A 13,438-nucleotide genomic window follows, 5' to 3' on the forward strand; every position below is an offset into this window, starting at 1 on the left:
GGATGAAGGGCGCCTTCCTCCACCTGAGGTCGATGAAGGCGCCCTTCATCCACGACGCGAGCGCTTGCGGGTGCTCAGGCATCACCGGGACGGACGAGACCGGTCTCGTAGGCGAGCACCACGGCCTGCACCCGGTCTCGCAGCTCCAGCTTGGCGAGGATCCGTCCGACGTGCGTCTTCACCGTCGCCTCCGACAGGAAGAGCTTGCGGGCGATCTCCGTGTTGGACAGGCCCTTCGCGATCAGCACGAGCACCTCGCGCTCGCGTTCGGTCAGCACGTCCAGCACCGTGGCGTCGCGCAGCTCACCGCCGCCGTCGCCGAGGAACCGGCCCAGCAGCCGCTTGGTGACCGACGGCGACACCACGGCGTCACCGGAGGCCACCGCGCGCAACGCCGACACCAGGTCGGACGGCGGGGTGTCCTTCAGCAGGAACCCGCTGGCGCCGTTGCGCAGCGCGGACAACGCGTACTCGTCCATGTCGAACGTGGTCATGACCAGCACCTTGGCCGTGTCGGCCTCGGTGATCCGCTTGGTCGCCTCCACGCCGTCCAGCACGGGCATGCGGACGTCCATCAGCACGACGTCCGGGCGCAGCTTGTCGGCCATCTGCACCGCGTCGAGGCCGTCGGCGGCCTCCCCGATGACGTCGATGTCCTCCTGCGCCCCCAGCACCATGCGGAAGCCCATGCGCATGAGTTCCTGGTCGTCGACCAGCAGCACCCGAATCACTCGATCACCCTATGCGGCCAGGGGGAAGCACGCGCGCACACGCCAGCCCCCGCCGGGGTTGGGGCCCGCCTCGAACTCGCCGCCCAGCACCGCAGCCCTTTCCCTCATGCCGATCAGTCCGTTGCCGCCGGACACCTTGACCACGTCGTGCGGCGTGCCGAAGCCGTTGTCGACGACCTCCAGCCGCAGCTCCTCCGGTGAGCGCGACAGCCGGACGGTCGCGGTCGTGCCCGCGCCGGCGTGCTTGATGGTGTTGGTCAGCGCTTCCTGCACGATCCGGTAGATGCTGAGGCCGACGCCGGCGGGCAGGTCCTCCACGTCGCCGTTGATCTCCAGCCGCACCGGGACCCCGGCCGCGCGGGTGTTCTCGGCGAGTTCGACCACGCCGCGCGCGTCCGGTTGTGGAGCCCACTGCGTCTCGGCGTCCTCGCTGCGCAGCACGCCCAGCAGCCGTCGCATCTCGGTCAGCGCGAGCCGTCCGGTCTCCGCGATCGTGCGGACCGCGTTCTCCGCGACCTCCGGCTGCGACCTGATCGTGTACGCGGCACCGTCCGCGTGGACGATCATGACGCTCACCGCGTGCGCGACGACGTCGTGCAGCTCACGGGCTATCCGTGAGCGCTCCTCGCCGACCGCGATCTTGGCCTGCTGGTCCCGCTCGGTCTCCAGCAGCTTGAGCCGCTGTTCCAGCTCGCTCTGGTACGCGCGGCGAGCCCCGATGAACTCGCCCATCGCCCAGCTGAAGCCGAAGACCATGAACACCAGGAACACGAGAAACACGGCCTGGAGCTCGCCGACCTGGAAGACCGCCCAGAGCAGCGTGCCCGCGAGCAACCAGCACGAGTAGATCAACGCCGACTTGCGGCCGATGTACGCCACCAGCGTGTACAGCGCGATGGCCAGCGCGAAGTCGGACATCCGGACCGGGATTCCGCCCTCACCGCCGTGGGTGAAGAGCTGGAGGTACCCGCCCGCGAGGATCAGGTAGCTGGTGCCGAGCGGGTGGTAGCGCCGGAACGGCAGCGGTCCGAGCATCAGCAGCGTGACCGCGAGGAACGCCGAGAACGACACGCCCCGGTCCGCTGTGCTGAGCCCCACAGCCATGTCGAAGATCAGCAAAATCCCGGCGATCAGGGAGTCCCCGAACGCCGGGTGAGCCTTCATCCACAGGCTGAACCGCCGCACCGCTCAAGGTTAGGTGCGGGTCGAACTTCCGCGCGTCGCGCCACGGGTGGACGGTGCGTACGACTTCAGTGTGAGTTATTGTGTCGAGAGGTTGATACAAAAACTCGGGGGTGTGCGGTGAGCGATCACGTGGCCGCGGTGGTCGTGTTCGTCTGCTTCGGATTGCTGCTGCTCGTGCTCCTGTGGCCGACCGCGTCGAACGGCAAGCGCTTGCTGAAGAAGTGGCAGGTGCTCGATCCGACGGACGCGCAGGTGGCCGACGCCGTCCGGTACCTGAAGCAGCGCCGCCTGCTCTACCCCTGGCTGTATCCGGCGATCGGGTTCTTCACCCCGTTGCGTGAAGGCCACTGGGACATCCTGGTCACTGTGCTCGCCGGCACGTTGCTCGCCGAACTGCTGGCGTTGCGACCCCCGCGCGCGGCTCGCCGGGTGGCGTCGCTGACGCCGCGCGGGTTGTTCGACATCGCCGCGAAGGGTGTTCTCGTCTCCTACGTGGTCATCGTCCTGGCTGCGGCGATCCACCTCGCCATTTACCTGAGGTGGGACCTCGTCGGGTGGCTGGCGCTGTCCGCGGCGGTGGTCGGAGTGATCACCTGGGCTGCGGTGACCCGCCCGGCGACCGGTGACCAGGACGTCGACATGGCGTTGCGCACTCGCAGCGTGCACGTGTCCGCTGGGCTGGGCTCGGCAGTGGCCGGTGTGCTGGTCCTATTTCCGTGGGGGTTCATCGGCATCCTCGCGTGGATCGCGATGGCCAACACCAAACCGGTTACGGCGAAGATCGACCGGTGAGCGCGCCCCGAATCGTCGTCGACGTCGACAACGGCGTCGCGCCCTGGCGTCAGGTCCGCGACCAGCTGGTGCGGTTGATCAGCGGTGGTGTGTTGCCGGTGGGCTCGCGGCTGCCGACGATCCGCCAGCTCGCCGCCGACCTCGGCCTCGCCGCCGGCACGGTCGCGCGGGCCTACCGCGAGCTGGAGACCGAGGGCATGCTCACGACAGGACGAAGGCAGGGCACCGTGGTGGCTGCCCTGCCTTCGCATGCACCGGACCCGCTCTCCGCCGCCGCGGCGGAGTTCGTCGCCGTCGCTCGGTCGCTCGGCGCCAGTGAGGGGGAGGCACTGAACGCCGTGCGTGCCCACTACGGGGCTGAGTAAGGCGACTCGATCTTGGGCGCGGGTCGCGGTTCGCCTACGTGCGCGTGCCGTTCCTCGTAGATGCGGTGTTCCTCGGCCATCTGATCCGCGAGCTGCTGCTGCATCTGGCGATCCCGAATCCTGGCCAGGATCGCCATCGTCACCGCGTGCGCCAGTGCCAGCAGCAAGAGCACTATGCCCAGCTTCATCACGACGTCTTTGGTCGCGTTTCCGGTCTCGACGCTGACGAGTGACACCAGCGCGAGCAGGCCGAGCACGACGAGGTGGAACAGCACCACCGCGAGCCGGATCATCGAGGTGGCTTCTTCTTCGTCGTACGCGCGCTTCAGATATCCCTTGCCGCTGTGGTAGATCAGCTGGCCGTCAACGACGACCAGGACGATCCCCAGCACTAGGAACGTCACGTAGCTGTCTTCCATGGGCTGTGGCTACCCGCGCACGCACACGCACAAACCGTGGCACGATCAGTTCCCGTGACGGCGTTGCAGGGACAACAACAGCTGGCCGGACCGCTGTGCGCGGCGGTGGCCCAGTTGTGCGTCTCCCTGCGACCTCAGGTCTCCCAGCAGACCGCCGGCGGTTTCCAGGAAGTGTTGCGGCGGCTGCACGCGCCGTTGCAGGTCGCGGTGGCGGGACGGATCAAGTCCGGCAAGTCGACGCTGGTCAACGCGTTGATCGGCCGCCGGGTCGCGCCCACCGACGTCGGTGAGTGCACACGGCTTGTGACGCGCTATCAGTACGGAACGGTCGACCGCATCGAAGTGGTGCTGAAAGACGGACGGCGGCAGGTGCTGCCGTTCGACGCCAACGGCATGATTCCCGCTTCTCTTGGCTTGGAAGGCGTTTCGCACATCGAGGCGTACCTGACGAACGCCGTCCTGCGCGACTTCACCGTCATCGACACGCCAGGACTCGGGTCGCTGGACGCGGCCTCGGTCGCGCGCACCGAGGAACTGCTGGATCCCGTGTCGCGCAACGCCGTCGCGGGTGCGGAGGCCGTTCTCTACGTCGTCACGCAGGGCGTGCGCGCGGACGACCACGCGACCTTGGCCGCCTTCACCGCCGCCACCGCCTCCCGCGAGGCCGGGCCGGTCAACGCCATCGCCGCGTTGAACAAGGTCGACGCCGTGGCACCGGAAACCGTCGACGGCGCGGACGGCGACGTGTGGCGGGCCGCGGAGATCCTGGCGTCGAAGCAGGCCGCGCTGCTGAAGCCGCGGGTCGCCGACGTGCTGCCGGTGATCAGCCTGCTCGCCGAGTCCGCGGAGACCGGCGAGTTCACCTCGGCCGACGCGGAGGCGTTGCGGCAGCTGGCCGCTCTGGAGCCCGACACCCGCACGATGATGCTGATGTCCGGCGACCTCTTCACGTCGTGGGACTGCGATGTTCCGTCGGGCGTGCGGTCGCGGCTGCTGGAGAAGCTCGACCTCTACGGCATCGGCCGTGCGCTGGCGGCGCTGGACGCCGAACCTGCGCTGACCGCGGGAGCCCTCAGGCGGGTGCTGTTCGACGCCTCGGGGTTCGCCGCCGTGCGCGGACGGCTGGACGCGGTGTTCCGGGCCCGTGCCGACGGCATCAAGGCGGCGGCAGCGCTCGCGTCGGTCACCTCGCTGGCCTCGGGCGATCCCGGTGAACGGCAGCGCGTGCACGACGCGATCGAGGTGCTGCTCGCCCGTCCGGAAGCCCATCAGCTGCGGCTGCTGGAGGCGTTGACCCTGGTGTCGTCCGGCGCGGTGACGCTGCCGCCGGACCTGACGGAGGAGGTGCTGCGCGTCGGCAGCACCCCGGACGTGCCGGGACAGCTGGGGCTGACCGGCCGGCCGCTGCCGCAACTCCTCGCCCACGCGCTGGAACGCGCCGGCTGGTGGCGTTCGTTCGCCTCGTTCGGCGCGACACCGGCGCAGGCTCGGGTGGCGCACGTCGTCCACCGGGCGTATTTCCTCATGTGGCAGCAACTACGTGCTGGGGGGCACCGATGAGCGTGAATGGAACCGATCCCACGGCTGTGGCGTCGGACGACGGTGTGGAGACCATTGCCGACGAGCTCCTCGACCAGGCGTTGGCCGAGCGGCGCGCCCTGGTCCAGCTGTGCCTGTACGCGCTGGACCGAGCGAGCGCGGGGGTGGTCGAACGCATCGAGGAAGGCCTGTCGACCATAGGGGTCGTGGCCGTCCGTGCCGACGGTGAGCGGTTCGACCCGTCCCTGCACGAGGCCGGCGGCACGGTGCCCACGACCGACGCGTCACTGCAGGGCCTGGTCGCCGAGACCGAGGTGCCGGGCTTCTGCGACCGCGGCCGCGTCCTGCGGGCTCCGATCGTGACGGTCTACACGGCCCCATGAGCAACCTCGCCCAGACCGTCCGTCAGACGCGTGAACGTCTCACCTCTCTCGTGCGCGAACTCGACCCGGCGCTCGCCGACTGGGTCACTCGTCGCGCGGTCCCGGAGATCTCGTCGGTCGTGATCGTCGGCGAGACCAACCGCGGCAAGTCGTCGCTCGTCAACGCCCTGCTGGCCACTCCCGGTCTCTCGCCGGTCGACGCCGACGTGGCCACGTCCACCTACCTGGTGTTCCAGCACGGTTCGGCGTGGGCCGCCCGCGCCTGCTACCCCGGTGTGCTCGCCCCGGTGACGTTCCCGCTGCCCGCGCTGATCAACTGGGTCTCCGCGGCGCACGAGCTGCCTCCCGGCGAGCTCCCGCCGCGCTACGTCGAGGTCGACGCCCCGATCCCGCTGTTGGAGCGCATGTCCGTTGTGGACACTCCTGGGGTCGGTGGGCTGGAGTCGGTGCACGGCGAACTGGCGCTCGAAGCCGTCACCTCGGCCACCGCCCTGGTGTTCGTCGTCGACGCCTCGTCGCCCTTCACCCGCGGTGAGCTGGACTTCCTCAAGCGCGTCGGCGACCGCGTGGAAACCGTCGTCTTCGCCCTGACCAAGACCGACCAGTACCGCGGCTGGCGCCAGGTCCTCGACGCCGACCGCGCCCTGCTGGCCGAGCACGCCCCGCGCTTCGCCGACGCCGTGTTCCACCCGGTCTCGTCCCGCATGTTCGAGATGGCCGCGCAGGCCCCGAACCCGGACGCCGCCGCCATGCTGCGCGAACGCTCCGGCATCGGCGCACTGCAGACCGCTCTGCAGGAGCTGGTCGCTGGCCGCGCCGGAATGCTCGCCGAGGCCAACGCCCTGCGCGCCCTGTCCACGGTGCTGGCCGAGCTGTCGGTGCGCCTGGAACACGAGAAGCGCGCGCTGTCCGTGGGCGAGGACGAGGCCGCTGTGCTGCGTGCCCGCCGCGAGGAGCTGCAGACCGAACGCCGTTCGTCCACCCGAGGCTGGCAGGTCCGCCTGCGCGGCGAGATCCAGCGCGCCCGCGTGGAGAACTCCCACGAGATCTCCCGCCAGATGCGCGACCTGCAGACCTGGTACCGCCAGGCCATCGACGGGGCGGACCGCACCGCTCTGGCCCAGTTGCCGCACCAGGTCGACACCGCCCTGCAGGTGGTGTCGGGCCGCATCTCCACGGCTTTGGCCGCACGTCTGGCGCAGGTGACCGACGCCGTTCTCGCCACCCTGTTCTCCGCCGACGAACTGACCCTGATCCGCGGCCAGTTCGCGCGCGGCGAGCAGCCCCCGGTCGTGCTGCGCCCCAAGGAGAAGCGCCCGCCGACCGCCGAGGACAAGCTCCTGGTCTTCATGGGCGTGTCCGGCGGTCTGGGCGCGGGCAAGCTGGCCGTGATGCCCCTGGCCGGTCTCGGCATCGCCGTCCTGAACCCGGTCGTCCTCCCGGTGACCATCGTCCTGGGTCTGGGCGCGGGGTGGTGGATGGCCCGCACCCGCACCCACACGGCCGAGAAGCAGCACGTCAAGCAGTGGCTCTCCGACGCCATCGCCGACGCTCGCTCCACAGTGGACCAACTGGCCGCGGAACAGCTCATCGAGGCCGAGCAGGCGCTCTCGCTGGCGTTGGACGAAGCCCTCGCGAAGCGCATCGAGGCCATCGAGGCGGAACTGCGCGAGGTCGACAAGGCGCTGCGCATGGAGGCCGGCGAACGGGGCCGCGAACTGCAGTCGGTGACCCGGCAGCTGGCCGAGGTGGAGTCGGGACGTGCGAAGGCCGAGGAGCTGCTGGGCCGGATCAGGTCCGTGCGCGACCGCGCGTAGGGGTCGAAAAAGACTCAACGACCGCCCCGCCGGACGGTTACGGGTGGTCGACAAATTCGATTGTACCAATGATTGAACTTAACGGAGCGACGCTCATTTTGGCTGGCCAGGGCCTTCTTGTGGAAGCAATTTAATTCGTCGTTTCCGGGTCTGCACGGCTTGCGACTATTTCGGTGCGCAAGCTAGTTCACCGTTGTGTCATCGAACGGGAATGGCCGGTAATCGGTGAACTGCTTCGCTGCCCGATATGAAGCTGCAACGAGACCAGGTGGTGGCGGCGACCCTGGTGGGCACCGTGGTCGTCGTGCTCGGGTTCGCGTCGGGCATCGGGCGCGTGCCGCAGATGCAGAACGCGGTCAGCCAACCGGACCAGCACTCGCACGCGCCGACCACCACGTCACCGGCCGAGCAGCCGCCCCAGCCGGAGAACCCGATGCCACAACCGGTGGCGTACGACCCGGCTCCGATGCCGCCGGTGCCGGAGGGGCCGCACGTGCCCGCTCCCGAGCACTCGCATCCGGACACGCCGCCGCCCACGACACCGCCGACGACTCCGACAACACCTCCCACCTCCGAGCCGGGCAAGCCCTGTGATGCCGGAGCCATCACGAAGTTGCTGCGGCAGCTCGGACTGCTGTCCCTGCTCGGCGACGACCTGCCGGTGGTGCGCGAACTGCCCACGGGCACGAAGAAGGCCGGCGAGCTGAAGCAACCGTCCCTCGTGGACCTCCCGTTGCTGGGCGATGCCACCGGGCTGCTCGGCGACCCCGGCAAGCTGGTCGGCGACCTGCTCGGCTCCACCTGCGCCCTCGCCGTGGACGAGAAGACCGGTCAGGTCAAAGCAGTGCTGGACACGCCATGACCGAGGCGGCGAAGTCGTGGTTCCTGTTCGCCAGGTCGTTCGACTACCTCGGCACGACGTTGTTCATCGGTGGCACGGCTTTCATCGCCCTGCTGTGGCCCGACGGCGCGGACACCGCCCGAGCCAGGCGGCTGATCGCGTTCGGCTGGCTCTGCGGTTTCGCCGGCACGGCGGTGGGTCTCTGCTTCGACGCCGCGTGGGTGGCGGGACGGCCGCCGTCCGCCGCGTTCGACCCTTCTGCGCTGGTGCCGCTGTTCGACACCCCGTTCGGCCGGGTGTGGTTCGCCCGCGCGCTGCTGTGGCTGCTCGCTCTGGTCGTGCTCGCCGATCTGACCCGGCGCGGTGCGCGCGCCGCGAGGTCGTTGCCGTGGCGCGTCGGTGCGGCCGCGGTCGCGTTGGGTGTGTTGCGCACCAACGGAATGACCGGCCACGTCCTGGACCTGCCCGGCTGGGGACAGGCGGTCGTGTTCGCCCACCTGTTGATGGTCTGCCTCTGGGTCGGCGGCTTGCTGATGTTGCTGCTCGCCGTGCTGCCCGCCCGCGATCGCGACGTGCTCGCCGCGGTGCTGCCGCGCTACTCGCGGCTCGCGATGGTGTCCGTCGGGGTGATCACGGCGGCGGGCGCGGTGCTGGCGTGGCGGCTGGTCGGTTCGGTGGACGCGTTGCTGCACACCGGATACGGCCGGTTGCTGCTGACCAAGCTGGCGCTCTTCGGGGTGCTGCTGGTCCTCGGGTTCGCGAGCAAGACCTGGGTGGACCGGCGGTTGCGCGTCGCCGCGACCACCCGAGGGCTCGTGGTGTCGGTCGCGGCCGAAGCGGTGCTCGCCGTCGTGGTGCTGGCCGTCGCCGCCCTCCTCGTCACGACCGGTCCCGGTCGCTGACTCACAACGAGAAAGGAAGTCCGCAGTGGACAAGGGAAACCGGTTCGCCGTGCTCGTCGCGGCACTCGGCATCGCGGGAACAGCGCTGTGCCTGAGCCTCTCCGCACCGGGCCAGGCGGCCCCGGTCGGCGTGGATCTCGCCGCCCAACAGGGCCAGGCCACCGCCCAGCAGACGACCAACGTCGAGATGATGGGCTACGCGTTCCAGCCGGCCACGCTGACGATCTCCGCCGGCGACACGGTCACCTGGACGAACCACGACACGGCGCCCCACAACGTCGTCGTGACGAACGGGCCGGAGAAGTTCACCTCGCCGACCCTGCAGCAGGGCCAGACCTTCAGCTACACCTTCACCAAGCCGGGCACGTACTCGTACTACTGCTCGATCCACCCGGACATGAAGGCGTCGGTCACGGTCAACGGCAGCACCCCGCCGACCACGACCACCCCGCCGGCCACCACCCCGCCGGCGACGACCACGCCTCCGGTCACGACGACCCCTCCGACGGGTCACCCGACCACGCACCCGGTTCCCTCGACGACGACGCCGCCCGCGGGACAGCCGAGCTGCGTCAAGAAGGAGGCACTGGCGCCGTTCATCGCGCACGTGAAGGCCGCGCACCTGGAGACCTCGCCGTTGCAGCAGGTGCAGGACGCGCTCGCGTTCGACAACTACATCAAGGCGCACACGGTGCTGATCGAGCAGATGCTCGACCCGGCACTGACCTCCTCACTGCCGGCTGACGTGCTGGCGCCGTTCGTCGCGCACGTGAAGGCCGCGCACCTGGAGACCTCGCTGCTGCAGCAGACGAAGGACGCACTGGCGTTCGACAACTACGTCAAGGCGCACACGGTGCTGATCGAGCAGATGCTCGACCCGGCGTTCAACCAGGCGATCTGCTGATGACGCGCGGCCTGGCCGGCGTTGTCCTGGCCGCGCTCGCCGTGCTGACCTTCGCCGTCAGCACGGCGTCCGCCGCCACGACGCACCAGATCCCGATCGCGAAGTACGCCTACCAACCGGCCACGATGACGGTGCACGTCGGCGACGTCGTCACGTGGACGAACCAGGACCAGGCCGCGCACGACGTCGCGGGCGGCACGTTCCACTCGCCGATGCTCGCCCAAGGGCAGTCGTGGAGCTTCACGTTCACCCAACCGGGCACATTCGACTACGTCTGCTCCGTGCACCCCGACATGCGGGCCCAGATCGTCGTGCTCGCCGTTCAGACCCCCGCACCGCCACGGCCGCCCGCGCAACCGGCGGCCCCCGCACCGGCGGTGACCACGGCGACGACCACCTCCGCGCCCCCGGTGAGCACCACGGAGCCCACCACGACGACCAGCGCGGTCGCGGCCGTCGCGGCACCGCAGCCGCCGTCGGCGTCCCTGCCGCCGATGCTGCTGCTGGCGGGCCTCGTCGCCGCGGTCACCACGCTGTGCCTGCTGCTGATCGGTGCGCGGCCGGAGCGTGAGGAGGTTGGCCGGGGAACCAAACCGGCATAACGTGGGTCATACCGGTACGCAAGAGGTGTAGGAGGTGTGTCCCGGTGTACATCGACGAGAACGGTGCGGCCGACGCCGAGCTGAAGGTGACCGTCGAGCACGAGGAGTACACCGCCGACGTCACCTTCGACCTCGACGGCGACGGCGTGAACGACTCAGCCGTGGTCGAGACGGACGACGGTGGACACCTCGCGTTCACCGACACGAACGGCGACGGCGACGCCGATCTGATGAGCACTTTCGACAAGGACGGCAATCTCCTCAGCCAGGCCCGTTTCGAGGAGAATTCCGGTGAGTGGGTTGCCGTCGACCCGCACGACGCTCATCAACAAAAGACGAATTCGGCGCCGCAGCAGACCATTGTCGTGGACACCGACGAAGGCGACCGGAAAGTCGGGCGGGCGACCGAGGACACCGACGGCGACGGCAAGGCCGACACCGCCGTGGTGCGGGACGACGACGGCGACACCTGGCTGTTCACCGACAAGAACGGCGACGGACGGGCCGACGTGGCGACCGAGATCACACGATCGGGCGAGGTCACGATGTCCGAGCACCGCAGTGGCGACTGGGTCGAGGTCGAGCACGGGCACATCGAGTCCGACGGCCGGTACGTGACCGACTCGAAGAGCGGCATTCTGGACGACTCGGACGACTGGTTCGAGGAAGAACGGTTCGACGGGGTCGTCCGAATCGATTCCACCACCGGGCAGTGGATCAGCCCGAACTGAAGCGCAGGTCACAGGCCCCGGTGTGGTGAGAACCGCACCGGGGCCTCTTGTGTTTTTCCGACCTCAAGCGCGCCTTAACGCCGTCCGAGTGCTGAATCGATTCCAGAATCGGTTTTGTGAGAGAACCGACAGGCTGGGGGTGCGTTACCTGCCATTCACCGGGCTAACCTCGGTCCATCCCCTTCCACGCACGCCCGGCCCCACCGGGCGTCTGGAGCTATTCCCGAGGACGACGAAGTCCCCACACCGCGGACGACCCACCCCGTCCTCGGGCAGCCGAGGCGTTCAGTCAGGAGACGAGACGAGATGACGGCAGTGACCATTCCCGGTCTCGAACACGCACCTACCAACCACGCGCGTTTGCTCGCATGGGTTCAGGAAGTCGCTGAGCTGACCTGCCCTGACGAGGTTGTTTGGGCGGACGGGTCCCAGGGCGAATGGGACCGTCTCACGCAGAAGCTCGTCGACGCCGGCACGTTCGTGCCGCTGAAGAAGAAGCCGAACTCGTTCTGGGCCGCCTCGGACCCCAGCGACGTCGCTCGGGTCGAGGAGCGCACTTACATCTGTTCGGTGCGCGAAGAGGACGCGGGCGCGACGAACAACTGGATGGACCCTTCGGAAATGAAGGCCATCATGACCGAGCTCTACCGGGGCTGCATGCGTGGCCGCACGATGTACGTGATTCCGTTCTGCATGGGCCCGCTCGACGCGGAGAAGCCGATGCTGGGCGTCGAGATCACCGACTCGGAGTACGTCGTCGTCTCCATGCACATCATGACCCGCATGGGCACCAAGGCCCTCGCGCTCTTCGGCGAGGACGCGGACTTCGTCCCGGCGCTGCACTCGCTCGGCGCGCCGCTGGAGCCCGGCCAGCAGGACGTGCAGTGGCCGTGCAACGAGACCAAGTACATCTCGCACTTCCCGGAGACCCGCGAGATCTGGAGCTTCGGCTCCGGCTACGGCGGCAACGCCCTGCTCGGCAAGAAGTGCTACTCGCTGCGCATCGCGAGCGTGATGGCGCGCGACGAGGGCTGGCTCGCCGAGCACATGCTGATCCTCAAGCTCACCTCGCCGGAGAACAAGGCGTACTACGTCGCGGCCGCGTTCCCGTCGGCCTGCGGCAAGACCAACCTCGCGATGCTCGAGCCGACCATCCCCGGCTGGAAGGTCGAGACGCTCGGCGACGACATCGCGTGGATGCGCTTCGGTGAGGACGGCCGCCTCTACGCGGTGAACCCGGAGAACGGCTTCTTCGGCGTCGCGCCCGGTACCGACTACCACACCAACCCGAACGCGATGCGCACCATCGCCAAGGGCAACTCGCTGTTCACCAACGTCGCGCTGACCGACGACGGCGACATCTGGTGGGAGGGCATGGGCGAGCCCCCGGCCCACCTCACCTCGTGGAAGCACCAGGACTGGACGCCGGACAGCGACGAGCTGTCGTCGCACCCGAACTCGCGCTACTGCACCCCGATCGAGCAGTGCGACATCAAGGCGCCGGAGTGGGACGACCCCAAGGGCGTGCCGATCTCGGCGATCTTCTTCGGTGGCCGCCGTGCCACGACGATCCCGCTGGTCACCGAGTCGCGCGACTGGCAGCACGGCACCTACATGGGCGCCACGCTGTCGTCGGAGACCACGGCCGCCGCGGTCGGCAAGACGGGCGTCGTGCGCCGCGACCCGATGGCGATGCTGCCGTTCATCGGCTACAACGCCGGTGACTACTTCCAGCACTGGGTCGACCTCGGCAAGCGCGCCGACGCCGACAAGCTGCCGAAGATCTTCTACGTGAACTGGTTCCGCCGCGGCGAGGACAAGCGCTTCCTGTGGCCGGGATTCGGCGAGAACTCGCGCGTGCTGAAGTGGGCCATCGAGCGCATCGAGGGCAAGTCCGCCGCTGTCGAGACCCCCATCGGTTACATCCCGACCGCCGATGACCTGGACCTCGAGGGTCTGGACGCGTCGCGTGAGGACATCGAGGCCGCGCTGGCGTTCGACGCCGACGAGTGGCGTGCCGAGATCCCGCTGGTCGAGGAGTGGTTCGCGAAGATCGGCGACAAGGTCCCGACCACGCTCCGCGACGAGCTGGAAGCCCTGAAGCAGCGCCTGGGCTGACCCTGACGCCACGCGGGGGCCCCGCGTTTCCCTGGAGGAAAAAGCGCGGCCCCCCCCCCCATAAAAAGAGATGGCGGGAGTATGATGGGGGGCGGGGGGGGGGATTAAA

The 13,438-nt window shown here is 69.0% G+C and carries 14 protein-coding genes; 11 read left to right on the top strand and 3 right to left on the bottom strand.

The genetic code is table 11. The features are described 5' to 3' along the window. Positions 1 to 74 precede the first annotated feature (74 nt). Together ABZV40_RS44980 and ABZV40_RS44985 are read right to left on the bottom strand one after the other, a co-directional pair. Positions 75 to 731 (bottom strand): response regulator transcription factor, encoded by a 657-nt coding sequence (locus tag ABZV40_RS44980; protein WP_030465720.1) that lies wholly within the window; start codon positions 729 to 731, stop codon positions 75 to 77. Between the two features lie 9 nt (positions 732 to 740). Then, complete coding sequence (locus ABZV40_RS44985) at positions 741 to 1,916, bottom strand: sensor histidine kinase (protein ID WP_355456222.1); 1,176 nt, start codon at positions 1,914 to 1,916, stop codon at positions 741 to 743. A 117-nt stretch (positions 1,917 to 2,033) separates the two neighbouring features. Here ABZV40_RS44985 and ABZV40_RS44990 point away from each other — a divergent pair, with 117 nt between their 5' ends. Next, positions 2,034 to 2,708, top strand: coding sequence for a hypothetical protein (locus ABZV40_RS44990; protein ID WP_355456224.1), 675 nt, complete (start codon positions 2,034 to 2,036; stop codon positions 2,706 to 2,708). After that, a complete protein-coding gene (locus ABZV40_RS44995) occupies positions 2,705 to 3,073 on the top strand; it encodes a GntR family transcriptional regulator (RefSeq protein ID WP_355456226.1) in 369 nt (122 codons plus the stop codon). Before ABZV40_RS44990 ends, ABZV40_RS44995 begins: the two co-directional genes overlap by 4 nt. Here ABZV40_RS44995 and ABZV40_RS45000 read toward each other — a convergent pair. After that, the gene (locus ABZV40_RS45000) at positions 3,058 to 3,492 is read right to left on the bottom strand and encodes a hypothetical protein (RefSeq protein ID WP_355456228.1); all 435 of its coding nucleotides are present in this window, start codon (positions 3,490 to 3,492) and stop codon (positions 3,058 to 3,060) included. The genes ABZV40_RS44995 and ABZV40_RS45000 overlap by 16 nt on opposite strands. A 54-nt stretch (positions 3,493 to 3,546) precedes the next feature. On the opposite strand from ABZV40_RS45000, the gene ABZV40_RS45005 reads away from it, so the two are divergent. From ABZV40_RS45005 to ABZV40_RS45045, 9 genes are all read left to right on the top strand, one after another. Beyond that, a complete protein-coding gene (locus ABZV40_RS45005; RefSeq protein ID WP_355456230.1) occupies positions 3,547 to 5,052 on the top strand; it encodes a dynamin family protein in 1,506 nt (501 codons plus the stop codon). Further along, positions 5,049 to 5,414 carry a nucleotide exchange factor GrpE gene (gene grpE / locus ABZV40_RS45010; protein ID WP_355456232.1) on the top strand — a complete coding sequence of 122 codons (366 nt, stop codon included), beginning with the start codon at positions 5,049 to 5,051 and terminating at the stop codon, positions 5,412 to 5,414. Before ABZV40_RS45005 ends, grpE begins: the two co-directional genes overlap by 4 nt. After that, the gene (locus ABZV40_RS45015) at positions 5,411 to 7,231 is read left to right on the top strand and encodes a dynamin family protein (RefSeq protein ID WP_355456233.1); all 1,821 of its coding nucleotides are present in this window, start codon (positions 5,411 to 5,413) and stop codon (positions 7,229 to 7,231) included. Before grpE ends, ABZV40_RS45015 begins: the two co-directional genes overlap by 4 nt. 247 nt (positions 7,232 to 7,478) lie before the next feature. Continuing rightward, positions 7,479 to 8,093, top strand: coding sequence for a hypothetical protein (locus ABZV40_RS45020; protein ID WP_355456235.1), 615 nt, complete (start codon positions 7,479 to 7,481; stop codon positions 8,091 to 8,093). Beyond that, complete coding sequence (locus ABZV40_RS45025) at positions 8,090 to 8,974, top strand: CopD family protein (protein WP_355456237.1); 885 nt, start codon at positions 8,090 to 8,092, stop codon at positions 8,972 to 8,974. Before ABZV40_RS45020 ends, ABZV40_RS45025 begins: the two co-directional genes overlap by 4 nt. Before the next feature lie 25 nt (positions 8,975 to 8,999). Continuing rightward, positions 9,000 to 9,878, top strand: coding sequence for a cupredoxin family copper-binding protein (locus ABZV40_RS45030; protein WP_355456239.1), 879 nt, complete (start codon positions 9,000 to 9,002; stop codon positions 9,876 to 9,878). Then, entirely contained in the window at positions 9,878 to 10,480 is a 603-nt protein-coding gene (locus ABZV40_RS45035; RefSeq protein ID WP_355456241.1) for a cupredoxin family copper-binding protein, read from the top strand. Before ABZV40_RS45030 ends, ABZV40_RS45035 begins: the two co-directional genes overlap by 1 nt. A gap of 44 nt (positions 10,481 to 10,524) precedes the next feature. After that, complete coding sequence (locus ABZV40_RS45040) at positions 10,525 to 11,211, top strand: DUF6802 family protein (protein ID WP_355456242.1); 687 nt, start codon at positions 10,525 to 10,527, stop codon at positions 11,209 to 11,211. Positions 11,212 to 11,517: 306 nt separating this feature from the next. Then, positions 11,518 to 13,329 carry a phosphoenolpyruvate carboxykinase (GTP) gene (locus ABZV40_RS45045; protein ID WP_355456244.1) on the top strand — a complete coding sequence of 604 codons (1,812 nt, stop codon included), beginning with the start codon at positions 11,518 to 11,520 and terminating at the stop codon, positions 13,327 to 13,329. Positions 13,330 to 13,438: the final 109 nt, after the last annotated feature.

Origin of the sequence: Lentzea sp. NPDC004782, assembly GCF_040609115.1 — a bacterium.
In the GTDB taxonomy this organism is placed as follows: Bacteria; Actinomycetota; Actinomycetes; order Mycobacteriales; family Pseudonocardiaceae; genus Lentzea.

Excerpts from the sequence above, each read along its gene's own strand:
- ABZV40_RS45000 (WP_355456228.1), bottom strand. The coding sequence starts at position 3,492 with ATGGAAGACAGCTACGTGACGTTCCTAGTGCTGGGGATCGTCCTGGTC.
- ABZV40_RS45020 (WP_355456235.1), top strand. The coding sequence starts at position 7,479 with ATGAAGCTGCAACGAGACCAGGTGGTGGCGGCGACCCTGGTGGGCACC.
- ABZV40_RS45025 (WP_355456237.1), top strand. The coding sequence starts at position 8,090 with ATGACCGAGGCGGCGAAGTCGTGGTTCCTGTTCGCCAGGTCGTTCGAC.
- ABZV40_RS45045 (WP_355456244.1), top strand. The coding sequence starts at position 11,518 with ATGACGGCAGTGACCATTCCCGGTCTCGAACACGCACCTACCAACCAC.
- grpE (WP_355456232.1), top strand. The coding sequence starts at position 5,049 with ATGAGCGTGAATGGAACCGATCCCACGGCTGTGGCGTCGGACGACGGT.
- ABZV40_RS45015 (WP_355456233.1), top strand. The coding sequence starts at position 5,411 with ATGAGCAACCTCGCCCAGACCGTCCGTCAGACGCGTGAACGTCTCACC.
- ABZV40_RS45035 (WP_355456241.1), top strand. The coding sequence starts at position 9,878 with ATGACGCGCGGCCTGGCCGGCGTTGTCCTGGCCGCGCTCGCCGTGCTG.